Below are 26,067 nucleotides of genomic sequence, written 5' to 3'. Positions count from 1 at the left end.
GGGCAGAGTGACTGGCCGAATTTGTGGGCAACTGTGACGCCGCAGCACGGGCGCAAAGGAGTAGGGTAGCCGCCTATCTATCTGAATGCGTTCAAGGAGTTGTCGATGGCCCCCCGGGATCTGTTGCTGGCATTGGTCGTCATCCTGGCCTGGGGGGTGAACTTTGTCGTCATCAAGCTCGGCCTGCATGGCGTGCCACCGATGCTGCTTGGCACCCTGAGATTCTGTCTGGCGGCCTTTCCGGCCATCCTCTTCGTGCGACGCCCCCAGGTGTCCTGGCGACTGCTGCTGGCCTACGGCCTGACCATTTCCCTGGGACAATTCGCCTTCCTGTTCTCGGCCATGTACGTGGGCATGCCGGCGGGGCTGGCCTCGCTGGTCTTGCAGGCCCAGGCCTTCTTCACTCTGGCATTCGCGGCGACCTTTCTTGGTGAGAGGGTGCGCCGGGCGAGTCTGGTCGGGCTGCTGGTGGCGGCGCTGGGCCTGCTGCTGATCGGTACCGAGCATGGCGTCACCATGACCCTGGCCGGTTTCCTGCTGACCCTGGCGGCGGCGGCCATGTGGGGACTGGGCAATATCGTCACCAAGAAGATCGGCAAGGTGGACATGCTCGGCCTGGTGGTCTGGGGCAGCCTGATTCCGCCCATCCCCTTCTTCCTGCTGTCGCTGCTACTGGAAGGACCCGAGCAGATCGCCACGGCGCTGACCTCGCTGTCGGCGGGTTCGGTCTTCGCCATCGTCTACCTGGCCTTTATCGCCACCCTGGTCGGCTACGGCATCTGGAGTCGCCTGCTGTCACGCTATCCGGCCGGCCAGGTGGCGCCCTTTTCCCTGCTGGTGCCGGTGGTGGGGCTGACCTCGGCCGCCATGTTGCTGGGTGAGCAGATGACCCTCCAGCAGGAAGTGGGTGGCGTGGCGGTCATGCTCGGCCTGCTGATCAATGTCTTTGGCGGCCGCTGGCTGGATGCCCGAAGCAAGGCATAATTCAGTGCATGATATTGCACGTTTGTAATTGATTGTGCATGATCTGCTGATCCTCCTGGAGTATCAGCCATGACTGCCATCCACCTTCCCGAAGAACGCCAGGCCGCGATCCTGGCTCTGTTGCGCGAACAGGGCCGGGTCCTGTCGGCCGAGTTGGCCGCGACCTGGGGCATTTCCGAAGACAGCGTGCGTCGCGACCTGCGTGAGCTGGCCCGCCAGGGGCTGTGCCGTCGGGTGTATGGCGGGGCGCTCTCGCTGCTGACGCCACCGGAGGCGTTGCCGGCGCGTATCGGCCAGGACGAGGCGGCCAAGCAGACGCTGGGCCTGGCCGCGGCCAGGCTGGTGCAGCGCGGGCAACTGCTGGTGCTGGATGCCGGCTCGACCAATCTGGCCATCGCCCAGGCGCTGCCCACGGATCTCGACCTGACCGTGGCCACCAACGCCCCAGTGATCGCCGCGGCGCTGCTGCAGCGCCCGGGCATCCGGGTGCTGATGATCGGCGGCCTGGCCGCGCCGGAATCGGGTGCTTGCCTGGGCGCCCGGGCGCTGCGCGATCTGCGCGGCGTGCGCGCCGACCTGGCCTTTCTCGGGACCTGCGCCCTGGCGGTGGAAACCGGGGTGACCGGCTTCGACCTGGAAGAAGCCGAATTCAAGGCGGCCGTGGCCGAGCAGAGCACTCAGGTCGCCGTCGCGGTGACCGCCGAGAAGCTCGACAGCGTGGCCTTCTATCACGTGCTCCGCCTCAATCAGCTGAACCACCTGGTGCTGGAACCGGGGCTGAGCGAGGAGCGTCTGCAACCCTATCGCGACGCCGGCCTGCAACTGCATTCGCTCGCCAGCGACCGCTAGCCCAAGGATCGCCATGACTTCTGCCGTCTTGCGTCGCCAGCGCCGCGCCACCTTTACCGTCTTTCTTGCCAACGGCTGCGGGATCGGCGGCTGGGCGGCGGCCATTCCCGAACTCAAGCGCGATCTGCTGCTGGGCGACGGCCAACTGAGTCTGGTGCTGCTAGCGGTCGCCCTCGGCGCCCTGCTGACCATGCCCTTCGCCGGGGTGCTGGTGCCGCGCCTGGGCGGGACCGGCCGCCTGACCCGCCTGAGCATCCTGACCTTCGTGCTGGTGCTGAGCGGGCCCGGGCTGGCGCCGTCGCTGGGCTGGCTGCTGCCCTGCGCGCTATTGCTCGGCGCCTGCAACGGATTGATCGACGTGGCCATGAACGCCCATGCCAGCGATGTCGAAAGCCGCTGGAACGGTCCGCTGATGTCGTCCTTCCATGCCGCCTTCAGCCTGGGCGGCTTTCTCGGCGCCGGCCTGGGGGCCCTGGTGCTGCACCTGGGCGCTTCGGCGCTGGCGGTACTGCTGGCCGCCGCCCTGGTGGCGCTGGTGCTGGCCCTGCCCGCCGCCCTGGCCCTGGACGAAGGCGATCGCAGTCCGGTCAGTCACGCCCTGCGCCTGCCGGATCGACGGGTGCTGGCGCTGGGGCTGATCGCCCTGGGCTGCCTGATGCTGGAGGGCGCCATGACCGACTGGAGCGCCGTCTACCTGGGCCAGGTGGGCGGGGCGAGCCCGGTGGTGGCCACCCTGGGCTATGCGGCCTTTTCGCTGACCATGCTGGTGGGCCGCCTGTTCGGCGACGGCATCCGCGGCCGCTTCGGCGGTCCCCAGGTGATCGTTGGCGGCGCCCTGCTGGCGACCCTGGGACTGGCGCTGGCGGTCCTCCTGCCAGCGCCCGGGACTGCCATCCTCGGCTTCGCCCTGGTCGGCTTGGGTCTGTCCAATGTGGTGCCCGCGGCCTTCAGCGCCGCCGGCCAGGTGGCCGAGACTCCGGCTGCCGGCATCGCCATGACCGCCACGGCCGGCTATCTCGGCTTTCTGCTCGGTCCGCCGCTGATCGGCGCCGTGGCGGGGCAGGTGGGTCTGCGCGGCAGCCTGCTGCTGCTGACCCTGATCGGGGTGGCGGTGGCGCTGCTGGCGCTGCGTCAGCGCAAGCCCTAGGAGCTTGCCCAAAGGCTGCTGCACGTCGGCCAAACGGCGTTGAAAAGCCCCTGGGTCGCCAGCCCGGTCGGAATGCTCATTTACCATTCGTAAACTCCGCTTCCTCAAGTCTTTTCGCCTTGCTCGTCTCTAGCTCGCGAGCCTTTGAACAGGCTCCGAGCCCTATCCAGGGAACCCCGCTGCGCTGAGCAGACCCAAGAGGGAACGGAAATCCAAGGAGGCGGCCATGACGCGCCCACGCAAGATCCTCGCCTGGCTGCTGGGAATCATCCTGCTGCTGCTCGTAGTGCTGGTGGTGGTCCTCGCCACCTTCGACTGGAATCGGCTCAAGCCGACCATCAACGAGCAGGTGTCGAGCGCCTTGCACCGACCCTTCGCCATCGAGGGCAACCTGGGCGTGGTCTGGCACCGCGAGCCGGATCAGGGCGGCTGGCGCGCCTGGATTCCCTGGCCGCACATCGCCGCCGAAGACCTGACCCTGGGCAATCCGGACTGGGCCAAGGAAAAGACCTTCGTTCACCTCGACCGGGTGCAGCTGCGGATCTCGCCGCTGGCGCTCTTGGCCAAGCAGATCTATATCCCGCGCATCGACCTCAGTGGGCCGGTGGTCAATGCCCAGCGGCTGGCCGATGGCCGCAACAGCTGGACCTTCGAGACCGCCGAGAAGGACCCCAAGGCCGAACCCTCGGCCTGGACCGTGGATATCGGCACCATCGGCTTCGACGCCGGCCAGGTCAGCTTCGACGATGCCCAGACCGCCACCCGGCTGCGCGCGCGGATCACCTCCCTGGACGCGCCCATCGCCTATGCCGATCTGGTGGGCAAGCAGGGCACCACGCGTCAGCGCTCCCACGTCAAGCAGACCCAGCCCTTTCAGTTCGCCCTGACGGTGGAGGGCAGCTACAAACAGGTACCGGTCAGTGGCCGTGGCCAGATCGGCGGCCTGCTGGCGCTGCAGGACGCCGATGTGCCTTTTCCCATCCAGCTCGATGCCCGGGCCGGCGAGACCCGCGTCCAGGTCTTTGGCACCCTGACCGATCCGCGGCGGCTGGGCGCCCTGGATTTGCACCTGGTGCTGGAAGGCAAGAGCCTGGCGCAGCTCTATCCGCTGACCGGGGTCACCCTGCCGGAGACGGCGCCCTATGGCACCGACGGCCATCTCACGGTCAAGCTCAACGATCCGGCGGGGGCCCGCTTCAGCTATGAAGACTTCAATGGCCGGGTCGGCAAGAGCGATCTGCATGGTGAGGTGCTGTTCACCGGTGGCAAGCCGCGGCCCAAGCTCAGTGGCACCCTGCGCTCCGATCAGCTGCTGTTCGAGGACCTCGCGCCATTGATTGGCGCCGATACCAAGGAGCAACAGGTGGCCAAGGGCGAGACCAGCAAGCAGCCCGCCGACAAGGCGCTGCCGGTCTCCGAATTCCGCACCGAGCGCTGGCGCGCCATGGATGCCGACGTACGCTTCACCGGCAAGCGCATCGTGCAGAACGCGCAACTGCCGATCACCGATCTCAACACCCATGTGCGCCTGACCGATGGCGTGCTGCTGCTCGACCCCCTGCGCTTTGGCGTGGCCGGGGGTGATCTGAACACCACGGTGCGCCTGGAAGGCGACAAGACGCCCCTGCAGGGGCGGGTCGATCTGCATGTGCGCCGGGTCAAGCTGAACCAGCTGTTCCCCACCGTGGAGACCATGAAGCGCAGCATGGGCGAACTCAATGGCGATGCCACCCTGAGTGGCACCGGCAACTCGGTGGCGGCGTTGCTCGGCACCAGCAACGGCGAACTCAAGCTGCTGATGAACGACGGCCGCATCAGCCGCAGCCTGATGGAGCTGGCCGGACTCAATGTCGGCAACTACCTGGTCGACCGGTTGTTTGGCGATGACGAGGTGGAGATCAATTGCGCGGTCGCCGATCTCGACTTCAAGAAGGGTCTGGTGCAGCCCCAGGTCTTCGTGCTCGACACCGAGAATGCCCTGATCAACATCACCGGCACCATCAACCTGGCGACCGAGCGGCTGGATCTCACCGTCGATCCCCACAGCAAGGGCCTGCGCATCTTCTCGCTGCGCTCGCCGCTCTATGTGCGTGGCACCCTGAAGAATCCATCGCCAGGCGTGAAGGCGCTGCCGCTAGCCGCACGCGGCGCGGCGGCGGCACTGCTTGCCACCTTCGCGGCGCCGGCCGCCGGTCTGCTGGCACTGGTAGCGCCGAGCAACGAGCAGGGCGCCCAGTGCAGCACCCTGTTGCAGCAGATGCGCGCAGGGCGTTGAACTCTTGCGCCAGAGCGGGTTCGCGGTACTTGACAGACGACCGTTCGGCGGCGTCTGACGGGCGGAAAAGAACCGCTCTGGTTGCCCGGGCTCTATAGAAATAACCCGAGTCGGGCAGCCTTTTCGCGGAGACCTCTCATGCGTGACGACACCGATAGCCAATACGAAATCCACTACAAGTTGCTGGGCGAAAGCTATACCGACCGTATCAGCAATCTCGACGTACCCATCACCGACGTGGTCCGCGAACTGGCTTGCCGGCACCTAGATGCGATCAACGACGAGCGCTTCCACCTGGCCGATATCGAGTCTGGTCAGGCGCTGGTGGCGCTGCACGATGTGTCCATCCATCGCGTCTCGCCGGAAGCGCCATGAAGCGCCTGCTAAGCGGTGGATTGCTGGCCCTGACCCTGCTGGGGCTGACGGCCTGTTCCACCGAGACGGTGGTGACCCTGCAGGACGGTACCCAGTACATCACCGAAGATCGTCCCAACACCAAGACGGCCGACGGCTTCTATGAATTCACCGACGTGGCGGGTCGTCATGTACGGGTGAAGGCAGCCGACGTGGCCACCATCAAGGCGGAAGACTAGCCAGGAGACTGCCATGCCCCGCGGCGACAAGTCCAAGTACAGCGACAAACAGGAACGTAAGGCCGAGCACATCGAGGAGAGCTACGAGAAAAAGGGCGTCTCCAAGGAGGAAGCCGAAGCGCGGGCCTGGGCGACGGTGAACAAGCAGTCCGGCGGTGGTGAAAAGGCGGGCTCCGGCAAGAGCAAGAGCGGTACTGCCAAGCGCGCGGATCGCAAGGACTCCGCGCGGCGGGCGGTGGCCACCAAGCAGGGCCAGTCGCCCAACAGCGGGCGGGCCTCGGCACGGCGTTCGCGCAGCGGCAGCACCTCGCTCAGCGACATGACCCGCGACGAACTGGTGAAGAAGGCCGCCGAACAGGACATTCGTGGGCGTTCGCGGATGAAGAAGGACGAGTTGATTCGTGCCTTGAGCTGACAGTCGAACACGCAAGAAAAAGCCGGACGTGGTCCGGCTTTCTTTTTGCCTGGCGCCTTAGCTGGGCAGCAGCCGGCAGGTGAGGCTCTTGATGTAGCGGGTCTCCGGGATCGCCGGGTGTACCGGGTGATCCGGGCCCTGGGCACCGCGTTCGAGGATCTGCAGGTTGCGGTCCAGATGACGGGCGCTGCCGAGCAGGATGTTCTGCAGGTCGTCTTCGGGCAGGTGCATGGAACAGGAGGCACTGACCAGGATGCCGTCCTTGTTCAGCAGCCGCATGGCCTGTTCGTTGAGGCGACGATAGGCGGCCTCGCCGTTCTTCAGGTCCTTGCGCTTCTTGATGAAGGCCGGCGGGTCGGCCACGATGACATCGAATTTCTCTTCGCCGGCCTTGAGTTCCTTTAGCGCCTCGAAGACATCGCCTTCGACGCAGACCAGCCTTTCCGCCAGGCCGTTGAGGGTGGCATTGCGCTCCACGCCGTCGAGGGCGAAGCCCGAGGCATCCACGCACATGACCTCGCTGGCGCCAAAGGCCGCGGCCTGCACGCCCCAGCCGCCGATGTAGCTGAACAGGTCGAGCACCCGCTTGCCTTCGACATAGGGCGCCAAGCGCGCCCGATTCAGGCGGTGGTCATAGAACCAGCCGGTCTTCTGGCCTTCGCGCACCGGCGCCTCGAAGCGCACGCCGTTCTCTTCCAGCGCCACCCAGTCGGGGACCTCGCCATAGGCCACTTCCACGTAGCTGGAAAGGCCCTCGGCCGCGCGGGCGCTGCCGTCGTTCTTCCACAGCACGCCGTGAGGCTTGAACACCTGCAGCAGGGCGGCCAGGATGGCGTCGCGCTGGCGCTCCATGGTCGCCGAGGCGATCTGCACCACCAGGATGTCGTTGAAGCGATCCACCACCAGACCCGGCAGGAAATCCGAATCGCCATAGACCAGGCGATAGCAGTGGCTGCCGAACAGCCGCTCGCGCAGGCTCAGGGCGATCTTGAAGCGGTGCACCAGCAGCGACTTGTCCAGCAGGTAGCCGGTGTCGCGGGAGAACAGGCGGGCGCAGATCAGGTTGTTGGGCGACAGCGCCACCAGGCCCAGCGGCTTGCCGCTGGTGGTTTCCAGGATGGCCTGATCGCCCGGCTCGAAGGCGGTCAGCGGGGTGGCGACGACGTCCACCTCGTTGCTGTACACCCAGAGGTGCCCGGCGCGCAGACGGCGGTCGGCATTGGCTTTGAGGCGCAGGCGAGGCAGGGTCATGAAGGTCTCCGGCGAAGGGGGCAAAAGCGCGGAATTATAGCGCAAAGCCACCCGCCCGGGCCGGCCGTCAGTCCCGCTGGCTGACCTCGATGTCGCTCAGTCCGGCTTCCTGGGCGCGCCGGGCGATGCTCGGCTGGGCATGGCGTTCCCAGGGCGCATCCACCACCACCTGGGGTTCCTCGACGTGCTTGATCAGCAACTGCAGCACGGCTTCCTCTTCGGTGACCGGCTCGAAGCTCTCCAGGTCGTGGGTGAGGGGCTCGCCGTTGAAGCGGTAACTGATCTGGTAGTGGTGCAGGGTCTGCATGGGGGTACCTCGGCAGCGGGGGATAAGCGATGGACCCCGCGAGGCGGCCGCGGTTGCGTCAGCCGCCGAGGGTGTCGAGGATCGGGCACTCGGGGCTGGCGTCGCCATGGCAGCAGGAGACCAGCTCGCCGAGGGTGCTGCGCAGCCGGGTCAGTTCGGCGATCTTCAGATCCAGCTCGGCGATGTGCCGCTTGGCCAGCGCCTTGACGTCGGCACTGGCGCGTTGCCGGTCCTGCCAGAGGCTGAGCAACTGGCGGATCTCTTCCAGACTGAAGCCCAGCTCCCGCGAGCGGCGGACGAAGGCCAGCACCCGCAGGTCTTCGGCGCCGTACTGGCGATAGCCGCTGTCGGTCCGTCCGGCGGGGGCCAGCAAGCCGATCCGCTCGTAGTAGCGCAGCATCTTGGCGGTGAGCCCGCTGGCCTTGGCGGCCTGACCGATGTTCATGAGGGGAGGTCTCCGGACGGGCGCCAGCGGCCGAGCAGCAGGGCATTGGCCAGGACACTGACGCTGGAAAAGGCCATGGCGGCGCCGGCATAGACCGGGTCGAGCAGACCCAGGGCGGCCAGCGGCAGGCCGATGACATTGTAGATGAAGGCCCAGAACAGATTCTGGCGGATCTTGCGCTGGGTACGGCGGGCGATGTCCAGCGCCGCGACGACCTGGCGCGGGTCCTCCTGCAAGAGGGTGATGCCAGCCGCGTGGCGCGCGGCGGCGGTGCCCGAGCCCATGGCGATGCCCAGCTCCGCGGCGGCCAGCGCCGGGGCGTCGTTGAGGCCGTCACCGACCATGGCCACGCCGCCCCGGGTCGCCTGCAGCCGGGCCACCAGGGCGGCCTTGTCGGCGGGCAGCACCTCGGCCTCCCACTGGGTGATGCCCAGGGCCGCGGCCACCTGGCGGGCGCTGCCACGGTTGTCACCGGTCAGCAGCCAGCTGTCGATGCCGTCGCGGCGCAGCTGGGCAATGGCCGCGGCAGCACCCGGGCGCAGCGCATCGCCAAAGGCCAGCAGCCCCAGCACCCGCGGCTGGCTGCCGCCTTCCAGCAGCCAGGACAGGGTCAGCCCCTGGTCTTCCCAGGCGCGGGCGGTCTCGGCTAGGCCGCCGGCGTCCGACCCCTGTTCGGCCAGCAACCGGGCATTGCCCAGCAGCAGCGGGCGGGTCTGCCAGTGGCCTTGCAGGCCACGGCCGGGGAGGGCGCGGACGTCTTGGGCCGGTGGGGTGTCCAGGCCGCGCTCGCGACAGGCCAGCAGCACGGCGGCGGCCAGAGGGTGCTCGCTGCCGCGTTGCAGGCTGCCGGCCAGACTCAGCAAGTCGGCTTCCTCGATGCCGGGAGCCGTGGCCAGCTGGCAGAGGCGCAACTGGCCGGCGGTCAGGGTGCCGGTCTTGTCGAAGACCACGGTGGTGATGCCCTGGGCACGCTCCAGGGTCTCGGCGTCCTTGATTAGGATGCCGTGGCGCGCCGCCACCCCGGTACCGGCCATCAGGGCGGCGGGTGTGGCCAGTCCCAGGGCACAGGGGCAGGCGATGACCAAGACTGCCACCGCGGCGAGCAGACTGGACTCCAGGGCGTGGCCGCTCAGCAGCCAGCCGAGCAGGGTGACCAGGGCCAGGCTCACCACCACCGGCACGAACACCCGGCTGATCCGATCCACCAGCTGCTGGATGGGCGCCTTGGTGGCCTGGGCGTCTTCCACCAGGCGGATGATGCCGGCCAGCACCGTCTCGCCACCCAGGGCGGTGACCTCGATCTGCAGATTGCCCTCGCCGTTGATGGCGCCCCCCACCACCTCGTCACCGGGGCCCTTGGCGACCGGGCGGCTTTCGCCGGTGAGCAGGGCTTCGTCCACCTGGCTTTCGCCCTGCAGGATGCGGCCGTCGGCGGGGATGCGCTCGCCCGGGCGCAGCTGCAGGCGGTCGCCCAGGCGCAGGCGATTCAGGGCGACCTCTTCTTCCTGGCCGGCCGCATCCAGGCGCCGGGCGCTTTCCGGGCGCAGGGCTTCCAGGGCGCGCAGGGCCGCGCCGGTGCGGCGCTTGGCGCGGGTCTCCAGGTATTTGCCCAGGCGCACCAGGGCGATGACCATGGCCGCCGTCTCGAAATAGAGATGGGGGCTGTCCTTGACCAGCCAGAGATAGAGGCTCAGGCCATAGGCGGCGCTGGTGCCCAGGGCGACCAGCACATCCATGTTGCCGCTGCGGGCGCGCAGGGCATGCCAGGCACCGCGATAGAAGCGCGCGCCGACGATGAACTGCACCGGCGTCGCCAGCAGGAATTGCAGCCAGGCGGGCGGCATCAGGTGCCAGCCGAAGGGCGCCAGCAGCATGGGCAGGATCAGCGGTGCGGTCAGCAGCAGCGCCAGGGTCAATTCGAGATGCTCCCAGGGCATCCCCTGACGCGCCGGGGCTGAACGCTCGTCTTCGGCGCGGCGATCCTGGGCGCCGTAGCCGGCGGCCTCCACCGCGGCGATCAGGGGCTGGGTGTCGACCGCGGCCAGGGTCCTGATCCGCGCTCTTTCGCTGGCCAGATTGACCTCCGCGGCCAAGACCCCGGGTACCGCGCGCAGGGCCTTTTCGATCCGCCCGGCGCAGTTGGCGCAGCTCATGCCGGACAGCGCCAGGTCATGCTCGGCCTCGGCCACCCGGTAGCCGGCGGCGGTGATGGCTTCGGCCAGCGCCGGCGCCGCGTCGCCCGGTGCGCTGACATGGGCCTTTTCGCTGGCCAGGTTGACGCCGGCCGCGCTGACCGCCGGGACCTTCTGCAGGGCGCGCTCGACCCGACCGGCGCAGGCCGCGCAGGTCATGCCGCTGATGGAGAGTTCGAATTCGTGCATGGGCACCTCCTGATACCAGTGTTGACCTTGACCTCGGGTCAAGGTCAACACTGGAACCCGGTCCTGGCGCTAACGTCAGGAGAAAGAGGTCAAGACAGACAGGAGCAGACCATGCATGTCATCAAGGTGATCGGAATGAGTTGCGCCCACTGCGTGAGCGCCATCGAGGCCGCGGTCCTCAAGGTGGACAATCGCGCCCGGGTGGAGGTGGATCTGCAGGCGGGCGAGGTGCGCATCGACAGCGCCGAGGTGGCTGCGCCCTTTCGCGCGGCCATCGAGCAGGCGGGCTATACCGTCGGCGACTGAACCCAGTCGCGCACGATGGCGCGGAAGAAGGTGGTGAACACCTGATCGGCGGCCAGCAGCGGGGCGAAGGTCTGTTCGTCGCGCAGCAGGTCCGAGAGGGTACCGAGAAACAGGCTGTGCAGCATCCGGCTGGCCAACTGCGGCGTCACGCCCGGCTGCAGGCGATGCGCCTGGGCGGTGAAGAGGGCGTCGGTGATGCGGATGAATTGCCGCAGGAACTGCAGATCGCGTTCTTCGGCCTCGCGCAGCTCCTCGGTGAATTCGCAGCGGTGCAGCAGGATGGTCATCACCCGCTGCTCCCGGCCGGGCTGGGTGAATTTCGTCATGCCTTCGATGCACAGCTTGAACAGCCGTTGCAGGCTGTCTTCCTCGCCGTCGACGCGCAGGCGCTCGGTCAGTTCGTCGGCCGGGATCCTTATCTGGCTAAGCATTTCGTGGAACAGGTGGGCCTTGTTCTGGAAATGCCAGTACACTGCACCCCGGGTGACGCCGCATTCGCGGGCGATCATTTCCAAGCTGGTACGCGCCACGCCATTGGTCAGGAACAGGGCTTCCGCCGCATCGAGAATGGCTTGGCGGGTCTGTTCGGCTTCTTCTTTCGTACGACGCATGGGCGATCTGACTGGCAGTGGGTCTGCCACGCAGTCTAGCGCGCCTCGCCGCTTTTACAAACATGATTGTATGTAACTGCGTGACACTTCCGCTTCCATCGGATCAGGCTTCATGACCTTTCGCTTATTGTTGATTCTCGGGGCCCTCTCGGCCTTCGCTCCCTTCGCCATCGACATGTACCTGCCCAGCTTCCCCTCGCTGGCCCGGTCGTTCGCCACCGATATCGAACACGTGCAGCTGAGTCTGGCGGTGTATTTCGCCGGTCTCGCCAGCGGCCAGCTGTTCTATGGCCCCCTGGCGGATCGCTTCGGCCGCCGCCTGCCACTGCTGATCGGCATCGGCCTGTTCTGCCTGGCCTCGCTGGGCTGTGCCCTGGCGCCCAGCCTGCCCTGGCTGATCGCCGCGCGCTTCGTCCAGGCCCTGGGCGGCTGCGCCGGCATGGTGATCGCGCGGGCCGTGGTGCGGGATCTCTGCGAGCCGATGGCCGCGGCGCGGGCCTTTTCGCAGATCATGCTGGTGACCGGCATCGCGCCCATCATCGCGCCCTTCGCCGGCAGTCTGCTGCTCAGCACCTTTGGCTGGCAGGCGATCTTCGTCAGCCTGGCGCTGTTCGCCGCCGCCTGCGGCACCGCGGTGGCGCTGTGGCTGCCCGAATCCCTGCCAGCGCACCATCCGCGGCCGCCGTTGCGGGGCGCCTTGCGCAACTACCTACGGCTGCTGCGCGATCGCACCTTCATCGGCCATACCCTGACCGGCGGCATCGCCATGGCCGGGATGTTCGCCTACATCTCCGGCTCGCCCTTCGTGCTGATCGAACTCTATGGCGTCGCGCCCGAGCACTATGGCTGGGTATTCGGCCTCAACGCCGGCGGCTTCATCCTGCTCGGGCAGCTCAATGCCCGCCTCGTGGTCCGCCAGGGACCGGCCTTCTGGCTGCGCCGCGCGGTGGTGGCCTATGCCGCGGCGGGACTGGTCCTGCTGCTGGTGGGCGCCTTCCAGCCCAAGGCGCTGCCGGTGCTGATGATCCCGCTGTTCTGCGCCATCGCCCTGCTCGGCGGCATCGTGCCCAACGCCTCGGCCTGCGCCCTGGCCGGGCAGGGCGCCAATGCCGGCAGTGCCTCGGCGCTGATGGGCAGCCTGCAATTCATCCTGGCCGCGCTGGCCTCCAGCAGCGTGGGCGCGCTGCACAATGGCACCGTGGTGCCCATGTGCGCGGTGCTGGCGCTCTGCGCGGTGGCCACCGCGCTCATGGCGCGCTGGACCCACAGCCGCACGCCTGCCTGAAGCGGAGTGGATTTTTCCCGGTCGGGCGGGTCAGATAGGCGAACCCTCACACTTCCAGGGACGCCGACATGACCTTCGCCTACTGGTGCATCTTCCTCGTCTACCTCGTGCCCTATGGCGCGGCCTACTATGCCAAGTTCAAGGGCAGCGGCTTCACGCCCGAGGACAACCGGGATCCGCGCAGCTTTCTCGGCAAGCTGGAAGGGGCCCGGGCCCGGGCCAATGCCGCCCAGCAGAACGCCTTCGAGATCAATCCGCTGTTCGCCGCCGCGGTGATCGTCGCCCACGTCACCGGTGGCGCCGAGCAGGGCACCATCAACTTCTGGGCCTTTCTCTTCCTGCTCAGCCGTATCGCCTACACCTGGCTGTACATCCGCGATCACGCCACCCGCCGCTCGCTGGTCTGGGCTGGCGGCATGTTCTGCTGCCTCTGCCTGTTCATCGCCGCGGCCTGAGTGCGACCTCGCTGCCGGTCTTGACCGGCGGCGACGGCTGTAGCTTCATTAGCGCCCTATCTTTCTCGGCTGGACGCCTGCATGACGTCTCCTTCGCCCGCCCAGCAGGTGCTGGGGCATTTTGCTGAGCTCGCCCAGAGCCGTGGCTACACCCTGGATGCCGCGCAACAGGCCGCCATCGACCGTTTCGCCCAGCTCGCCGACGAGCTGCTGCGCCCGCGGCTGTTCCGCCGCCAGGCGCCGCGCAGCCTCTATCTCTGGGGCCCGGTAGGGCGCGGCAAGAGCTTTCTGCTGGACGGCTTCTTCGCCGCCCTGCCATTCGCCGAAAAGCGCCGGGTGCATTTCCACGCCTTCTTTCGCGAACTGCACGAGCGGATGTTCCGCCAGCCGCCTGGCGGCGACACCCTGGCAGCCAGCCTGGACGAGCTACTGGAAGGTTGCCGACTGCTCTGCTTCGATGAATTCCATGTGCATGATATCGGCGATGCCATGCTCATCACCCGGCTGTTCAAGGCCTTGTTCAGCCGCGGCGTGGTGCTGATCACCACCTCCAACTATCCGCCCGAGGGGTTGCTGCCCAATCCGCTCTACCACGAGCGCTTCCTGCCGGCGATCCGGCTGATCGAGACGCGCATGGACATCCTCTCGGTGGCCGGTCCCCAGGATTATCGCGGCGCCAGTCCCGCCGAGCCCGATCCCTTCGGCGTCGGCGCCTATCTCTGGCCGGGCACTCCGGCGCAGCGCCAGGCGCTGGGGCTGCCGCCGCTGGCGCAGACCAGGATCGAGGTGCCGGTGGGGCATCGCAGCCTGCCCGCCGTCAGCGCCGCGGATGGCCTGCTGCACTTCAGCTTCGCCGAGCTCTGCGAAGGCCCCACCGCGGTCCTCGACTACCTGACCCTGAGCGAAAGCTGGCCGCGCTGGCTGCTCGACGCGGTGCCGCCGCTGCGCGACGCCAGCCCCGCCGCCCGGCAGCGGTTCATCAATCTGGTGGATGTGCTCTACGACCGTCGCCTGGCGCTGTTCCTGGTCAGCGCCGCGCCCCTCGACGAGACCCTGGCCGACAGCGACATCGCCGACATGTCGCGGACGCGGAGTCGGCTGTCCCAGCTGCGGCAGATCGGACCGGATTAACGCTCGGCCTTCAGCTGCGCACCTTCCAGATGCCAGCGGCGCTGCTCGGCCGAGGCGCCGTCGACGTCGTTGACCCGGCGTAGTTGATAGTGGCCGCTGAAGGTCTGGCGGGTGCCGTCGACCAGGCGCGCCCTGACCGTCACCGGGACGCTGACATGGCTCGAACCAGCCGCCCCCTCGACCGGACCCGGTTGGCCGAGGGTCACCTGCACGCTGCGGGTCCGGGCATAGCCCTGGCGGAATTTCTCGTAGCTGTTGCCGGGCTGGCCGTCCAGGCCCCACTGCTGCCAGGCGGTGCCATAGTCCCGGGCATCCAGTGCCTGGTAATAACGCTGGACCACGGCCGCCGCCGCCTCGGCGCTGCTGGGCAGCGGACCACAACCCGGCTCCCTGGCCGCTTCGCCATCGCCGAACAGGGCGCAGCTGCGGGCGATCTCGTCCTGCATCAGGGCGCAGCTATTGGCGGCGTTGCACGGCGGATGGGTGGCGGGGGAGAGCGCCCGGCAGCGGGTGGCCAGGGCCTGCGCTGGCTGCCGTCCGAGTTCCTGAGCGCAACTGCGCGGTGGGCGCTCTGCGGCGGCCAGGGCGCCAGTGGCGAGGGACAGCAGCAGGGCAGGGCAGAGCAGCCAGCGCGGGGGCATCGACGCGATCCTCGGGCAAAGCCCCAGCCTAGCAGGCCGGGTCTCTGTTGAAAAAAAGCCCGCGGCGGTCATCCGTCGTCTGGCCACCTGGCTGACGTAAAATCGTCATGCAGGCGGCGCAGGGTGGATGGATCCCGTGTCGGAGTTCGCCCCATGCCTTCGTCCAGTCCAGCCGCTTCCCTGTCGCCGTTGTCCCATCCCCTGCACAGTTCGCGCAAACCCGGTCCGCTGCGGATCGTGCTGTTCATCGTGCTGCTGCTGACCGGTCTGGCGGTGACCCTCGGCGGTATCCACAACGACGTCAGCGACACCCAGTCCCCGCCCACCACCTGGCTGCCCTTCGCCGGGCTGGCGCTGGCGCTGGTGATCGCCCTCGGCTTCGAATTCGTCAACGGCTTCCACGACACCGCCAACGCCGTGGCCACGGTCATCTACACCCACTCGCTGCCGCCCAACGCGGCAGTGCTCTGGTCCGGCTTCTGCAACTTCCTCGGGGTGCTGTTCTCCAGCGGTGCGGTGGCCTTCAGCGTCATCGCCCTGCTGCCGGTGGACCTGGTGGTGGAGATGGGCGCGGGTAAGGGCTTCGCCATGATCTTCGCCCTGCTGATCGCCGCCATCATCTGGAATCTCGGCACCTGGTGGCTGGGCTTGCCGGCGTCCTCGTCCCATACCCTGATCGGCTCCATCATCGGCGTCGGCCTGATGCACGCCTGGCTCGGCGGCCTGGATGGCAGCAGTGGCGTAGACTGGGGCCAGGTGGCCAAGGTCGGCTATGCGCTGCTGTTCTCGCCACTGATCGGCTTCGTCTGCGCGGCACTGCTGCTGGTGCTGCTCAAGCGGATCGTGCGCGACCAGACGCTCTACCAGGAGCCGAAAAGCGCCGAGCCGCCGCCGCCGTGGATCCGCGGCCTGCTGATTCTGACCTGTACCGGGGTGTCCTTCGCCCATGGCTCCAACGACGGCCAGAAGGGCATGGGGCTGATCATGCTGATCCTGGTCGGCGCCCTGCCGACCGCCTATGCGCTCAATCGAGCCGTGCCCGCCACCGCGACGCCGGCTTTCGCCGCCGTGGCCGAGGTCACCGCCAGCGGGCTGCGCCAGGCGGCGCCCCAGACCGCGCCGGCCGATCCCCATGGGGTGCTGCTGGAGTTCGTGCGCAAGCGGCAGAGCAATCCCGAGGTGCTACCCGCGCTGGCGGCCATCACCGATGACATCGCCCACGAGGTGCGCCAGTACGGCGCCCTCAACAACGTGCCGGCGCAAAGCATGCCCAACGTGCGCAACGCCATGTACCTGGCTTCGGAATCCATCCGCCTGCTGGAAAAGGAGCACCTGCCGGGGCTGGCGCCCAAGGCGCAGGAGGACCTCAAGGAGTTCAAGCGGCAGATCGACCAGGCCACCCGTTTCATCCCGCTGTGGGTCAAGATGGCGGTGGCCATCGCCCTGGGCCTGGGCACCCTGGTCGGCTGGCGGCGCATCGTCGTCACCGTCGGCGAGCGCATCGGCAAGACCCACCTGACCTATGCCCAGGGCGCCTCGGCGGAACTGGTGGCCATGGGCACCATCGGCGCGGCGGACGCCTTCGGCCTGCCGGTCTCCACCACCCATGTGCTCTCGTCCGGGGTGGCCGGGACCATGGCCGTCAACGGTTCCGGACTGCAGTGGGCGACGGTGCGCAATCTGCTGCTGGCCTGGGTGCTCACCCTGCCGGTGGCCATGGCGCTGTCCGCTTTACTGTACTGGCTGCTGGTGCAGCTGTTCTGACACGGCTTCGGTCAGACAGCGGCGGAATAGCGCCACGGCGGGCAGATCGCGTCCCGCGTGGCGGGCGATGACCTGCAATTCACGGTGGAAGGTAAGGGCGCCCAGGGACAGCCGGCGCACCCGCGGATGCTCCAGCCAGAGGCCGGCGCAGGGCACCAGGGCCACGCCCAGGCCGTGCTCGACCATCTTGACGATGGCATCGAGTTCGTCGAGTTCGAGCACTTGGCGCACCGCCAGGCGCTGCTCGCGCAGAAAGGCGCTGACCCGCCGGCCGCCAAAGGAGTGGCGGTCGTAGCGGATGAAGGGCTGGGTTTCCAGCAGCAGGCGCGGATCGTCGCCGGGCAGGTCCGGCGGGGCGATGAGCACGAAGGGTTCCTGCAGCAGGGTGGTGGCGTGCAGCTCCTTGGGCAGTTCGAAGGGCGGGCGGATGAGGATGGCCAGATCCAGTTCGCCGGCATCCACCTGGCTGAGCAGGGCCAGCGAGACGCCGGGCACCAGCCGCGGCTCCAGGCGCGGCGCCTGCTGGCGCAGTCGCACCAGGGTGCCGGGCAGTAGGCCGGTCTGGACGCTGGCGATGGCGCCGATGCGCAACTCGCCCTGGATCTCCTCGCCGGCGCCCGCCATGCGCGCATAGGTGGCGAGCATCTCCTCGGCCAGCGGCAGGGCGCGACGCCCGGCGGCATTGAGCAGGGCGCTGCGGCCATTGCGGTCGAACAGCTTCACGCCCAGATGCTGCTCAAGGTTGCGGATCTGGGCGCTCACCGCCGAGGGCGTGAGGCCCACGTGCAACCCGGCCGCGGCAAAGCTGCCATGGCGGGCCACGGCGAGCAGGGTCTTGAATTCGCGAAGCATGGGGGTGGCCTGCAGTCCGGGGCGATCACTGTAGCGAGTCCGGCTGGCGAGCAACAAAATTTTTGTCGCTCGGAGGCAGGAAAATGCGCTTCATGCACATGAAAACCTGGGGTGAGAATGGCGGCATCCCCCCTCAACAGGATTTCCCCTCATGGCCCTGTCGCCCTTTCACCTCGCCATCCCCGTCTACGACCTGGCCGCCGCCCGGCATTTCTATGGCGACGTCTTCGGCCTCGCCGAGGGTCGCTCCAGTGACCACTGGGTCGACTTCGACTTCTATGGCCACCAGCTGGTGATCCATGAGCATCCCAAGACCGCGTCCCAGGAAGAGGCCCACACCAACGCCGTGGACGGCCACAACGTGCCGGTACCGCACTTCGGCATCGTGCTGGGCTGGGACGAATGGGAAGCCCTGGCCGATCGCCTGCGAGCGCGTGAAACCAAGTTCGTCATCGAGCCCTATATCCGCTTCCAGGGTCAGGTCGGCGAGCAGGCCACCATGTTTCTCTTCGACCCCTGCGGCAATGCCCTGGAGTTCAAGGCCTTCAAGGACATGAGCCAGCTGTTCGCCAAATAGCAGCTATGGCTACCGTTGTGCGATTGCTCGCTTGGTTTCATGGTCGACCGGTCCGCCGCCCGTCGGTGTTCTGCTATACGGAGGTATGGGCGAGGATCTAATAGCACTACCCCGTGGCGACTTGATTCCTAGTGAGGCCGCTGCTGTCTCTACTATCACGTCAGGTATAAAACGTCCTGCGCGGCTACATGCTTAACTAAGCGCCTATTGCTGTGCGGCAGCCTAGCGGCTCCTATACCAGAGCCGACCGCTCGAGCGGCCGGCTTACCAGCCGCCAATATCAGAGCTCACTTTCTACCTGCTGAAGCCGCGCTAGTACCGTACGCATGTCGATTGGGCTCGTCGGCGTATGGAACCCTAAGGCCCGATAATCCAGTCTCCAGTGCAAAGCATTCGTACCGGGCCGACGGTCACGAGTAAATAGCCCGAGTTCTTCCAAAATAGCCGCCAATTTGCTGCTGTGAGGCGCAGGCTTACCGGTGGCTTTGAAATAAGCGGTACCCAAACCCATACGCGCCTTTCCTGTAGCGACGGTGTCAGCCTGATTGGCAAGAGGGAAAGGCGTCTCGCCAAACTCATTACGCAGAATCGTCAGCGTGGCGTCAAGTTCATCTGCTCTGAAACGGACGCCTTGTTGGACGAGAATAGATTCCTTTTCGAGGCGATAATGAAAGGACTTGCTACGGCTCTTTGTGAAACATTCATTCCACGTCAACTCATCGCTTAGGGCTTCTTGCGGATGCATCGCATCAAGATCGCTATGGAGATCGTAACCTATCATGAACAGGGCAGCTTCTAGGGCACGCAGACGCTTAGCTAGCTGCCCGAGTTGATCAAATTTGCTGCTTCTACCAGCATCGCTCTCGAGCACTGCCAAGAGCAACCAACTTGCCTTGAGATTCCATTCGGCATAGGAGCGGCCGGACCTCAGACGCGGGAAGTGCAATGATCCGCGCGCGGGATCACGTAGCGTGGAGCTACGCGCTCCGATAGCAGTTTTGGCAGGGGCCCAAGGGAAACTCAGTTCAGCAGGAGTCTGCAATATGCCCTGCTGTTCACAGAACAGCGTGACTGCCAATCCGAGCGCTGCAGCGACGCGACTGTCGTATATGACCAGATCATCGCAGAGCAACGAATAAACTTTGCTCATGCCAGAATTGAAACGCAATGGTGCATTTGCTTCCAAAAACTGCAGTTGCTCAGTGTTAGCGGCGTTCAAGCCGTTGCGTACGCGAATGAGCGTATTGGCCAGCCCCTTTTCATTGGTCATCAGCCAACTGACGTTACCGTTCCGCACGCCACCCCATGCCATAACGTCTACCGCAGCAGAGCGAGCAAGGGTGTCGTCCGAGTGGAGGTCAATGGCATTCCGCAATGCCAGGCGCAAGCGGTCCAGAATTTGGACATTGGTAGAGAAGTCGGCAGCCAGCGCTCCAGATTGTGGCCAGCGGTATTGGCAATAAGCGTCGTAAAGGCTCATGCATTGCCAATGCGTTTTCGTCCGTCGCTGTAGATAGCTGCGGGCAAAGGTTTTGTTGTCGAGGTTGGTACCTAGCCACTCGACGAATCTCTGGATGACCGGCAACGCAAGGTAATCAGCTTTTTTCACTTGAAATTCCTTTTCCCGAACGGCTGACATCGAGCAGTAAATTTTGGCATAGATTGGTTCCGGGGGCTTGCTAAAACGTTGTCATTGTCTTCAATGTAGCGACATTTTCTGTCGTCGGGAATCAAGAGATGAATCTGCGCCAGCGTGGCGAATCGCTGCTCAAGATACTGCCGCCCAAGGCACAGGCATTGGAAACCACCACGCTCTATAAACGGCTATGCGAACAGGGTGCCAAGGTCAGCCTGCGGACTTTTCAGCGCAACCTTGAGCGCTTGGCGCAGGACTATCCTCACATTCACTGCGAAAGGGTGGGTAACAGCTATCGCTGGTGGGCGGACAAGTCCATCTCTCGTTGGACCTTGCTACCCACCGACGCCATGAATCTGGTCATGCTGATGGATCATGCGACGCGCTTCGGTATGCGGGCCCAAGTAGAAAAGCTGGCACCGCTATACGACTACGCTCAGTCAATCCTCAAAAATGCACGGCCGACGGCTGATTGGAGCAAAAAAGTTATCAGCACTACTCGCTTCATCACGCTACAGCCTGGGCGGATTGAACCTCAGGTGCTGATAGAGCTGCAAAAAGCCCTGCTTGATGACTATTCCGTAGAAGCGAGCTACCTAAAGCGAGGTGCGAGTGAGGCTAGGACGTATCGCCTAAAACCGTTGGGGTTGTCCTATCAGGACTCCAACCTATACCTGTCTTGTGTCTTTGAAGGGTATCGCTCTGGTGATCCGATCAGAGCTCTACCGCTACACCGCTTCGCCAGTGTCAAAACGATTCGACAGGAGATTCCCGGTCCTCTCTCGTTCGATATCGAATCGCTTCAAGCAAAACGCAGCCTGATAGATCTGAAGTCAAAGGAGCCGGTTTTTCTAAAGCTGAGGATCTCTCGAGAGCTTCATGAGCGCTTGAAGGAGAATCCGCTGACGACGGACCAGCAGCTATGGCAGGACGAAACCGAACGCCGCTACTGGAGTGGATCGTTGTACCTTTCCCAGGGACTCTCTCTGTGGTTACTAAGCCAAGGCGATGGCCTAGAGGTTTTGGAGCCTGAGGATCTTAGACGTGAGATGGCTCTAACTGCAGCACGCATGGCTGCACTTTATAGAACGTGAGGGTCACACGACAAAAAGTGTCGCGTATTGACGGAAAAATCCCCTTCATTCTTTAGGAGATTCGTCATGCGTCACTACCATGTCCGTCTGCAACGCGTCAAAGCTAATGCTGGCCCGAGTGCTGGATTCATCATCACAGTCGACGCGGTCAGCTCTGATATGGCCAGAATTACGGCAGAAGCCCGGTACCCAGGCTATCGCTGCCTAAGTACCCCCACCTTGGCGCGCTACCAATGATCCACGATCCTAACCAGCGCATGATGACAAAGACTCCCATATTGTTGATCTGGGTCGAAGGTATTGAGGACGTGCGTTGGTGGAAGCTGCGTCTAGGACAGGTAAGGATACCAGCTAAGGGTTTTAACTATCCAATGGTCGATGTTCGTTGCTGGAACACCGATCTGCCCGAAAGGGTTCAAGACATTCATGTTATCGATGCCCAGCGTCTTCCCGTGAATCGGAACGACCACTTGAGACAGTACTTCGCTCAGCCCAATTTACACACTTTTGGCGAGTCGGATATCAGCCACCCTCATCTCCAGAAATGGCCGAGCGAGGCGGCCCTCGCTGCATATTTGGAGCGACTCATTGCCAATTTTAAAGGCTTGGCGCTGTTTGGATTATCGTGGTCCGATTATCTGCTTCATCAACGGCAAAAGGGATATCGTCTCGGTGGACGTGCTCTTGGCAGCAGCTGGCAGGGATTACTGAAAATGCTGTGGCTCCACTGTAAACGGCCTCGCCAATTGACGTCGGTAATCCTGTTTCTCAAGGGGAACTCGACGCTCGGCGACTATGCTGTTGTCTGTCAACAGTTGGAGGAGCATCTTTCTAAACACTGTTTGACGACTGTTAGTATCTTAGCTAGCGAAGAGACTGAGTGCTCCATCGTTTACCAACTGACGATGGAGCAATACTCAGAGAACTAGAACGGTCGCCATGCCGGACAGCGCGACCTATCCAGGAACTGCAGGTCTCTATCAGGATAGCGCTGCCACTGACGTAGCAGGACATGGTTGATCAACCTCATACGGCGCTGCTCGGGACGACGAAATTTCCGCGGCGGCGGCTCTCGCCAAGTTCGGTAGTTATCTCCATGAAAACGCGCGAGACGTTTGCGTACATGGCTGGATTGATCGCACCATTCATTCGGATCTATGTCCCACAGCGCTTCGGCGTAGGCATAAAAGCAACGGCGCCTTCGACAAGTTCGGCTCATGTCATGACTCTCGATATCAGAAGAATGTCATGGCTACTCCTCGAAAATGGTCTGATTACCTCTAACAACGACTAGCTTTTCAAAAACAAGCGACGTTTTCTGTCGTGGAGCGTTGACCTTCGTTCAGCTGACGGTTAAATGGTTAGGGTAATGTGCCACCGGTTGCTGAGGCGTTTGGCATCACGAATGTGCATACGGACTTCCTCGTGGTTCCACTTTGGGTGTCGACGATGTACCGGTGCTCTAGGTCTGTGGCATAACGCCGTAACAGGTATCGTCGCGGTTGCGGCATCTACGCCATCTCTCACTATCCCGGACACATGCTGGTGATAGATCAATGTTCGGACGCCTTCGGCTAGCGCGGCGGCGCTTCGTGTGCCGTAGGATCTACGGCGGGCGCCAGTGAATTTAAGTCCTGTCGCCGGGAAGGTTGATGGCCGAAGCCTAGGCAAACGCTCGTCCAACCGCCATCCTTGAAGCCTTGCCCCGTCGCCCGGTTGCCGCCATGAATGCCCGCCAGCCCTTTCTCGATCCCTATCACCAGACCATCCGCCAGCTGTCCGATCGCATCGTCGCGGCCCAGGCGCCGATCCGCATCCTCGATGCGGTGAAGTGGGACGATGGGGTGCGCCAGGGTTTTCTGGAGGGCAAGGGCAAGCGCCTGCCGGCGGTGGATCGCGCCTTCTACGAGGGGCGGCCGCTGGGCTTCGACGGCGATGCGCTCAAGGGCGAATTCCAGAGCATCGAGCGCGAGGTCACCCGCCAGCTCGGCCAGTTCAATCCGGTCGGCCAGATCATGAGGCGCATGTGCCGCGAGTACCGCATGGTGATCCGCATGCTGCAGGCGCGCGGCACCCCGGACTTCGGCCTGATCTCCCAGGAGCTCTATGGCGCGGCCTCGGATGCCTTCCATGCTGGCGATCCGACCCTGGCCGACCTGGGCATGATGATGTCCAGCTACCTGGACAACATCGCCCATCGCGGCGCCCTGGAAGACGAACCCAAGACCCTTACCGCCAAGGACGCCGTGCCCATCCTGCAGGCGCGCCTCAATCGGGTCTTCGGTGAGACGGAAGGCACCATCCGGGTGTTCGAATCCGATGGCATCGTCGCCGATGCCGCGGCCGGCGCCGACTACATCAAGGTGCGCGCCGACGCCCTGTTCAACGAACGCGACGTTCGGGCGCTGGAGGTCCACGAGGGCCTGGTGCACGTCGGCACTACCCTCAATGGCCAGAACCAGCCGATCTGCACCTTTCTGGCCAAGGGCCCGCCATCCTCCACCGTGACCCAGGAAGGCCTGGCGATCCTCATGGAGGTGATCGCCTTCGCCTCCTATCCGACCCGGCTGCGCAAGCTGACCAATCGCACCCGCGCCATCCACCTGGCCGAGGACGGCGCCGATTTCCTCGAGGTCTTCCGCTTCTTCCAGGAACAGGGCTACGACCTGGAATCGGGCTACCAGAACGCCAGCCGGGTGTTTCGCGGCTCGACGCCCACGGGGCTGCCCTTCACCAAGGACCTGTCCTATCTCAAGGGTTTCATCCTGATCTACAACTACATCCAGCTGGCGGTGCGCAAGGGCAAGCTGGAGCAGATCCCGCTGCTGTTCTGCGGCAAGACCACCCTGGAAGACATGCGCATCCTGCGCCAGCTGGTGGACGAGGGCGTGGTGGTGCCGCCCAAGTACCTGCCGGCGCAATTCCAGGACCTCAACGCCCTGGCGGCCTGGATGTGCTTCTCCAACTTCCTCAACCACCTGAGTCTGGATCGGATCGAGGCGGACTACGCCAATATCCTCTGAGCGCCTATCCAGGCGCTGACATGAAAAAGCCCCGGCGGACCGGGGCTTTTTCGTTTTAGGGCTGCGCGGGTATCACTCGCCCTTGAAGGCTGCCGCGATGCTGCGTTCGCCGTCGCGCGGGTCATCCGATCGCTCCGGCACGAAGGCCAGGGCGCGATTGAGGGCGCCGCAGGCTTCCAGGCCGCTGGCGCGGGCGATGGCTTCGGCCACGGCGCTGCCGGGGATGGTCTCGTCGCGCAGCAGCTGGTCGGTGATGTCGTCCAGCGCCGGCTTGAGTTCGGTGATAAGCGCCAGGCAGCGATGATCCAGGCTGTGCAGCAGCTGATCGGCAGCGGCGATGCTGGGCGCGGCGTCGAAGTCGATACCGGCATCGCGCAGGGCCTGCAGGCTGAGCAGCGAGCCGCTCGGACCCATGCCCAGGGAAGCGACCATGGACAGCGCCAGCTTGGAGGCTTCCTGCAGATCCTGGGCGGCGCCCGAGGAGACCTCGTTGAAATACAGTTGCTCGGCGCAGCGACCGGCCAGCAGCATCTGGATGCGGCCTTCGAGTTCCGACTTCAGGTGCAGGCGCTTGTCTTCGGTGGGGGTGATCAGGGTCACGCCGAGGGCCTGGCCACGCGGCAGCAGGGTGACCTTTTCCACCCGACCGACGTTGAGCACCGCGGCGACCAGGGCATGACCGGCTTCGTGCACGGCGATGCGAGTGCGCTCGGCCGAACCCAGCGGGGTGACACCGACCGGTTGCTCGCCGATGCGGCAGGTCTCGATGGCTTCGACGAAGTGCGCCATGGTCACGGCGCTGGCGTTCTCGCGCGCGGCCAGCAAGGCGGCGTGGTTGCTGATATAGGCGATGGCCGCCGGGGTCAGGCCCACGGTGCCGCGGGAGAGGGCGGCCAGATCCAGTTCGCCCTGGCAGGGCAGCTTGCCGGCATAGAGTTCGAACAGCGCGCGGCGGTCTTCCAGGCTCGGCAGCGGCACGGCGATAGTGCGGTCGAAGCGACCTTCACGGCGCAGCGCCGGATCCAGCGAATCGGCGAAGTTGGTGGCACCCAGCACCAGCACGCCGCTGGTGCCGTCGAAGCCGTCCAGCTCGGTGAGGAACTGGTTGATGATGCGGTTGGCCTCGGCATCGCTGGAGCGCGACTGCTCGGCGCGGCGGCCGATGCCGTCGATCTCGTCGATGAAGATGATGCAGGGCGCCTTCTTGCGCGCGGTGCGGAACAGCGACTTGACCTTCTGGATGCCGACGCCGAAGAACATCGAGGAGAAGTCGCTGCCGGTCACCTGGATGAAGTGGGCGTTGCACTCGGTGGCCAGGGCCTTGGCCAGCTGGGTCTTGCCGGTGCCGGGTTCGCCGGTCAGCAGCACACCCTTGGGCGGACGGGCACCCAGGGCAGCGAAGGCCTTGGGATTGCGCAGGCAGGTGGTGACGTCTTCCAGCGCCCGCTTGGCTTCGGCGGCGCCGACCACGTCCTTGAAGGAGATGCCGGTGCCCTTGCGGTGCAGCTTGAAGGGGCTGGCGAAACGCAGCGCCAGGGGCACGGCGAGCAGCAGCAGGAGCAGATAGCCCGGCAGGTTGATCAGCAGGGCGTCCAGCCAGGGATGGCGCTGCCCGGATTCGCTCCAGGTGGCGACCGGGAACAGCGGCTCGGCCTGGGTGGCGTAGTCGGCCAGCAGGCGATCGGCGATGCGGCCGCCGTTGTCGGCCACGGCGTAGTGTTCGCCGCGGGTGGTGTCTATGTAGAGGGTGTGATCCCCGATCACGGCGCCGCTGATGGCCTGGGCGCGCAGATCGGCCAGCAGCACGGAGAGGTCACGTGGCTGCCCGGTCCAGTGTTCGGGCGCCTGCTGCACGCTGGCGAGCATGGCGGTGGCGGTCGGGGCCGGCGTGGCGGGCTTGAGCCACAGCCAGCTGGCCAGGCCGAGGACGGTGACGAGGGCCAGAGCGCCGGCGACGAGCAGGCGCGGATACTTGGAAACGACGGACTTCTTCATTCACATACCGTTAGGGTCGGAGCGACATCGGACGCGGACTCCCGGATTAT

General features: G+C 65.3%; 25 protein-coding genes. 16 read left to right on the top strand and 9 right to left on the bottom strand.

Translation table 11 applies throughout. The features are described from left to right. Positions 1-105: 105 nt before the first annotated feature. The 7 genes from CFE50_RS10575 (at position 106) to CFE50_RS10545 (ending at position 6,263) form a co-directional block, all read left to right on the top strand. Positions 106-984, top strand: coding sequence for an EamA family transporter (locus CFE50_RS10575; RefSeq protein ID WP_286733326.1), 879 nt, complete (start codon positions 106-108; stop codon positions 982-984). Between the two features lie 69 nt (positions 985-1,053). Then, the gene (locus tag CFE50_RS10570) at positions 1,054-1,833 is read left to right on the top strand and encodes a DeoR/GlpR family DNA-binding transcription regulator (protein ID WP_286733324.1); all 780 of its coding nucleotides are present in this window, start codon (positions 1,054-1,056) and stop codon (positions 1,831-1,833) included. A 13-nt stretch (positions 1,834-1,846) separates the two neighbouring features. Further along, positions 1,847-2,980 carry an MFS transporter gene (locus CFE50_RS10565; RefSeq protein ID WP_286733321.1) on the top strand — a complete coding sequence of 378 codons (1,134 nt, stop codon included), beginning with the start codon at positions 1,847-1,849 and terminating at the stop codon, positions 2,978-2,980. Between the two features lie 226 nt (positions 2,981-3,206). Then, on the top strand, positions 3,207-5,255 hold the full coding sequence (locus tag CFE50_RS10560) for an AsmA family protein (RefSeq protein ID WP_286733318.1): 2,049 nt from the start codon (positions 3,207-3,209) through the stop codon (positions 5,253-5,255). Positions 5,256-5,393: 138 nt separating this feature from the next. Further along, positions 5,394-5,630, top strand: coding sequence for a hypothetical protein (locus tag CFE50_RS10555; protein WP_007162599.1), 237 nt, complete (start codon positions 5,394-5,396; stop codon positions 5,628-5,630). Beyond that, positions 5,627-5,848, top strand: a complete 222-nt coding sequence (locus CFE50_RS10550) for a YgdI/YgdR family lipoprotein (RefSeq protein ID WP_042138265.1) — start codon at positions 5,627-5,629, stop codon at positions 5,846-5,848. The genes CFE50_RS10555 and CFE50_RS10550 overlap by 4 nt, the downstream gene beginning before the upstream one ends. Positions 5,849-5,861: 13 nt before the next feature. Beyond that, entirely contained in the window at positions 5,862-6,263 is a 402-nt protein-coding gene (locus CFE50_RS10545) for a Rho termination factor N-terminal domain-containing protein (RefSeq protein WP_027601347.1), read from the top strand. A 57-nt stretch (positions 6,264-6,320) separates the two neighbouring features. On the opposite strand, the gene CFE50_RS10540 is transcribed toward CFE50_RS10545, so the two are convergent. The 4 genes from CFE50_RS10540 to CFE50_RS10525 all read right to left on the bottom strand — a co-directional run bounded on the left by CFE50_RS10540 (position 6,321) and on the right by CFE50_RS10525 (position 10,647). Beyond that, positions 6,321-7,514: a class I SAM-dependent rRNA methyltransferase gene (locus tag CFE50_RS10540; protein ID WP_144962333.1), complete on the bottom strand. Its 1,194-nt coding sequence runs from the start codon at positions 7,512-7,514 to the stop codon at positions 6,321-6,323. A gap of 67 nt (positions 7,515-7,581) precedes the next feature. Then, positions 7,582-7,821: a hypothetical protein gene (locus CFE50_RS10535; RefSeq protein WP_286733312.1), complete on the bottom strand. Its 240-nt coding sequence runs from the start codon at positions 7,819-7,821 to the stop codon at positions 7,582-7,584. 58 nt (positions 7,822-7,879) lie between these two features. Beyond that, the gene (gene cueR, locus CFE50_RS10530; protein WP_007162594.1) at positions 7,880-8,266 is read right to left on the bottom strand and encodes a Cu(I)-responsive transcriptional regulator; all 387 of its coding nucleotides are present in this window, start codon (positions 8,264-8,266) and stop codon (positions 7,880-7,882) included. Beyond that, positions 8,263-10,647: a heavy metal translocating P-type ATPase gene (locus tag CFE50_RS10525; RefSeq protein WP_286733309.1), complete on the bottom strand. Its 2,385-nt coding sequence runs from the start codon at positions 10,645-10,647 to the stop codon at positions 8,263-8,265. Before CFE50_RS10525 ends, cueR begins: the two co-directional genes overlap by 4 nt. A gap of 111 nt (positions 10,648-10,758) precedes the next feature. On the opposite strand from CFE50_RS10525, the gene CFE50_RS10520 reads away from it, so the two are divergent. Further along, complete coding sequence (locus tag CFE50_RS10520) at positions 10,759-10,953, top strand: cation transporter (protein ID WP_027599074.1); 195 nt, start codon at positions 10,759-10,761, stop codon at positions 10,951-10,953. On the opposite strand, the gene CFE50_RS10515 is transcribed toward CFE50_RS10520, so the two are convergent. Continuing rightward, on the bottom strand, positions 10,935-11,564 hold the full coding sequence (locus CFE50_RS10515) for a TetR family transcriptional regulator (RefSeq protein ID WP_286733305.1): 630 nt from the start codon (positions 11,562-11,564) through the stop codon (positions 10,935-10,937). The two genes, CFE50_RS10520 and CFE50_RS10515, sit on opposite strands and share 19 nt — an antisense overlap. Before the next feature lie 112 nt (positions 11,565-11,676). Between CFE50_RS10515 and CFE50_RS10510 the strand changes: the two genes are divergently transcribed. The 3 genes from CFE50_RS10510 (at position 11,677) to zapE (ending at position 14,435) form a co-directional block, all read left to right on the top strand. Next, positions 11,677-12,849, top strand: coding sequence for a multidrug effflux MFS transporter (locus CFE50_RS10510; protein ID WP_286733304.1), 1,173 nt, complete (start codon positions 11,677-11,679; stop codon positions 12,847-12,849). Positions 12,850-12,917: 68 nt separating this feature from the next. After that, positions 12,918-13,304 carry an MAPEG family protein gene (locus tag CFE50_RS10505; RefSeq protein ID WP_007162589.1) on the top strand — a complete coding sequence of 129 codons (387 nt, stop codon included), beginning with the start codon at positions 12,918-12,920 and terminating at the stop codon, positions 13,302-13,304. Positions 13,305-13,385: 81 nt separating this feature from the next. Then, complete coding sequence (gene zapE / locus CFE50_RS10500) at positions 13,386-14,435, top strand: cell division protein ZapE (RefSeq protein WP_286733301.1); 1,050 nt, start codon at positions 13,386-13,388, stop codon at positions 14,433-14,435. Here the strand turns inward: zapE and CFE50_RS10495 are convergent. Then, positions 14,432-15,076 (bottom strand): hypothetical protein, encoded by a 645-nt coding sequence (locus CFE50_RS10495; RefSeq protein WP_286733298.1) that lies wholly within the window; start codon positions 15,074-15,076, stop codon positions 14,432-14,434. The genes zapE and CFE50_RS10495 overlap by 4 nt on opposite strands. A 153-nt stretch (positions 15,077-15,229) precedes the next feature. Here CFE50_RS10495 and CFE50_RS10490 point away from each other — a divergent pair, with 153 nt between their 5' ends. Further along, a complete protein-coding gene (locus tag CFE50_RS10490; RefSeq protein ID WP_286733295.1) occupies positions 15,230-16,840 on the top strand; it encodes an inorganic phosphate transporter in 1,611 nt (536 codons plus the stop codon). Here the strand turns inward: CFE50_RS10490 and CFE50_RS10485 are convergent. After that, entirely contained in the window at positions 16,808-17,692 is an 885-nt protein-coding gene (locus CFE50_RS10485) for a LysR family transcriptional regulator (protein WP_145152843.1), read from the bottom strand. The two genes, CFE50_RS10490 and CFE50_RS10485, sit on opposite strands and share 33 nt — an antisense overlap. Positions 17,693-17,843: 151 nt before the next feature. On the opposite strand from CFE50_RS10485, the gene CFE50_RS10480 reads away from it, so the two are divergent. Continuing rightward, positions 17,844-18,269, top strand: coding sequence for a VOC family protein (locus CFE50_RS10480; protein WP_058790091.1), 426 nt, complete (start codon positions 17,844-17,846; stop codon positions 18,267-18,269). A 280-nt stretch (positions 18,270-18,549) separates the two neighbouring features. On the opposite strand, the gene CFE50_RS10475 is transcribed toward CFE50_RS10480, so the two are convergent. Continuing rightward, positions 18,550-19,878, bottom strand: coding sequence for a hypothetical protein (locus CFE50_RS10475; protein WP_286733289.1), 1,329 nt, complete (start codon positions 19,876-19,878; stop codon positions 18,550-18,552). A gap of 128 nt (positions 19,879-20,006) precedes the next feature. Between CFE50_RS10475 and CFE50_RS10470 the strand changes: the two genes are divergently transcribed. The 3 genes from CFE50_RS10470 to CFE50_RS10460 all read left to right on the top strand — a co-directional run bounded on the left by CFE50_RS10470 (position 20,007) and on the right by CFE50_RS10460 (position 24,022). Continuing rightward, a complete protein-coding gene (locus CFE50_RS10470) occupies positions 20,007-20,999 on the top strand; it encodes a helix-turn-helix transcriptional regulator (RefSeq protein WP_286733287.1) in 993 nt (330 codons plus the stop codon). Positions 21,000-21,232: 233 nt separating this feature from the next. After that, positions 21,233-21,928 carry a hypothetical protein gene (locus CFE50_RS10465; RefSeq protein ID WP_286733284.1) on the top strand — a complete coding sequence of 232 codons (696 nt, stop codon included), beginning with the start codon at positions 21,233-21,235 and terminating at the stop codon, positions 21,926-21,928. A 795-nt stretch (positions 21,929-22,723) separates the two neighbouring features. After that, complete coding sequence (locus CFE50_RS10460) at positions 22,724-24,022, top strand: flavohemoglobin expression-modulating QEGLA motif protein (protein WP_007162583.1); 1,299 nt, start codon at positions 22,724-22,726, stop codon at positions 24,020-24,022. Between the two features lie 72 nt (positions 24,023-24,094). Here the strand turns inward: CFE50_RS10460 and CFE50_RS10455 are convergent, their stop codons facing one another. Continuing rightward, entirely contained in the window at positions 24,095-26,017 is a 1,923-nt protein-coding gene (locus CFE50_RS10455; protein ID WP_286733281.1) for an AAA family ATPase, read from the bottom strand. Positions 26,018-26,067 lie beyond the last annotated feature (50 nt).

The sequence above is a fragment of the Pseudomonas sp. PGPPP4 genome, assembly GCF_002256045.1.
Classification (GTDB): Bacteria; Pseudomonadota; Gammaproteobacteria; order Pseudomonadales; family Pseudomonadaceae; genus Chryseomonas; species Chryseomonas oryzihabitans.
Note: the sequence above shows the minus strand (reverse complement) of the source record. Positions and strands in the feature narration are given on the sequence as shown.

Excerpts from the sequence above, each read along its gene's own strand:
- CFE50_RS10505 (WP_007162589.1), top strand. The coding sequence starts at position 12,918 with ATGACCTTCGCCTACTGGTGCATCTTCCTCGTCTACCTCGTGCCCTAT.
- CFE50_RS10520 (WP_027599074.1), top strand. The coding sequence starts at position 10,759 with ATGCATGTCATCAAGGTGATCGGAATGAGTTGCGCCCACTGCGTGAGC.
- CFE50_RS10495 (WP_286733298.1), bottom strand. The coding sequence starts at position 15,076 with ATGCCCCCGCGCTGGCTGCTCTGCCCTGCCCTGCTGCTGTCCCTCGCC.
- CFE50_RS10485 (WP_145152843.1), bottom strand. The coding sequence starts at position 17,692 with ATGCTTCGCGAATTCAAGACCCTGCTCGCCGTGGCCCGCCATGGCAGC.
- CFE50_RS10510 (WP_286733304.1), top strand. The coding sequence starts at position 11,677 with ATGACCTTTCGCTTATTGTTGATTCTCGGGGCCCTCTCGGCCTTCGCT.
- cueR (WP_007162594.1), bottom strand. The coding sequence starts at position 8,266 with ATGAACATCGGTCAGGCCGCCAAGGCCAGCGGGCTCACCGCCAAGATG.
- CFE50_RS10540 (WP_144962333.1), bottom strand. The coding sequence starts at position 7,514 with ATGACCCTGCCTCGCCTGCGCCTCAAAGCCAATGCCGACCGCCGTCTG.
- CFE50_RS10480 (WP_058790091.1), top strand. The coding sequence starts at position 17,844 with ATGGCCCTGTCGCCCTTTCACCTCGCCATCCCCGTCTACGACCTGGCC.
- CFE50_RS10465 (WP_286733284.1), top strand. The coding sequence starts at position 21,233 with ATGATCCACGATCCTAACCAGCGCATGATGACAAAGACTCCCATATTG.
- CFE50_RS10545 (WP_027601347.1), top strand. The coding sequence starts at position 5,862 with ATGCCCCGCGGCGACAAGTCCAAGTACAGCGACAAACAGGAACGTAAG.
- CFE50_RS10525 (WP_286733309.1), bottom strand. The coding sequence starts at position 10,647 with ATGCACGAATTCGAACTCTCCATCAGCGGCATGACCTGCGCGGCCTGC.
- CFE50_RS10575 (WP_286733326.1), top strand. The coding sequence starts at position 106 with ATGGCCCCCCGGGATCTGTTGCTGGCATTGGTCGTCATCCTGGCCTGG.
- zapE (WP_286733301.1), top strand. The coding sequence starts at position 13,386 with ATGACGTCTCCTTCGCCCGCCCAGCAGGTGCTGGGGCATTTTGCTGAG.
- CFE50_RS10455 (WP_286733281.1), bottom strand. The coding sequence starts at position 26,017 with ATGAAGAAGTCCGTCGTTTCCAAGTATCCGCGCCTGCTCGTCGCCGGC.
- CFE50_RS10470 (WP_286733287.1), top strand. The coding sequence starts at position 20,007 with ATGAATCTGCGCCAGCGTGGCGAATCGCTGCTCAAGATACTGCCGCCC.
- CFE50_RS10570 (WP_286733324.1), top strand. The coding sequence starts at position 1,054 with ATGACTGCCATCCACCTTCCCGAAGAACGCCAGGCCGCGATCCTGGCT.
- CFE50_RS10560 (WP_286733318.1), top strand. The coding sequence starts at position 3,207 with ATGACGCGCCCACGCAAGATCCTCGCCTGGCTGCTGGGAATCATCCTG.
- CFE50_RS10490 (WP_286733295.1), top strand. The coding sequence starts at position 15,230 with ATGCCTTCGTCCAGTCCAGCCGCTTCCCTGTCGCCGTTGTCCCATCCC.
- CFE50_RS10515 (WP_286733305.1), bottom strand. The coding sequence starts at position 11,564 with ATGCGTCGTACGAAAGAAGAAGCCGAACAGACCCGCCAAGCCATTCTC.
- CFE50_RS10555 (WP_007162599.1), top strand. The coding sequence starts at position 5,394 with ATGCGTGACGACACCGATAGCCAATACGAAATCCACTACAAGTTGCTG.
- CFE50_RS10565 (WP_286733321.1), top strand. The coding sequence starts at position 1,847 with ATGACTTCTGCCGTCTTGCGTCGCCAGCGCCGCGCCACCTTTACCGTC.
- CFE50_RS10535 (WP_286733312.1), bottom strand. The coding sequence starts at position 7,821 with ATGCAGACCCTGCACCACTACCAGATCAGTTACCGCTTCAACGGCGAG.
- CFE50_RS10460 (WP_007162583.1), top strand. The coding sequence starts at position 22,724 with ATGAATGCCCGCCAGCCCTTTCTCGATCCCTATCACCAGACCATCCGC.
- CFE50_RS10550 (WP_042138265.1), top strand. The coding sequence starts at position 5,627 with ATGAAGCGCCTGCTAAGCGGTGGATTGCTGGCCCTGACCCTGCTGGGG.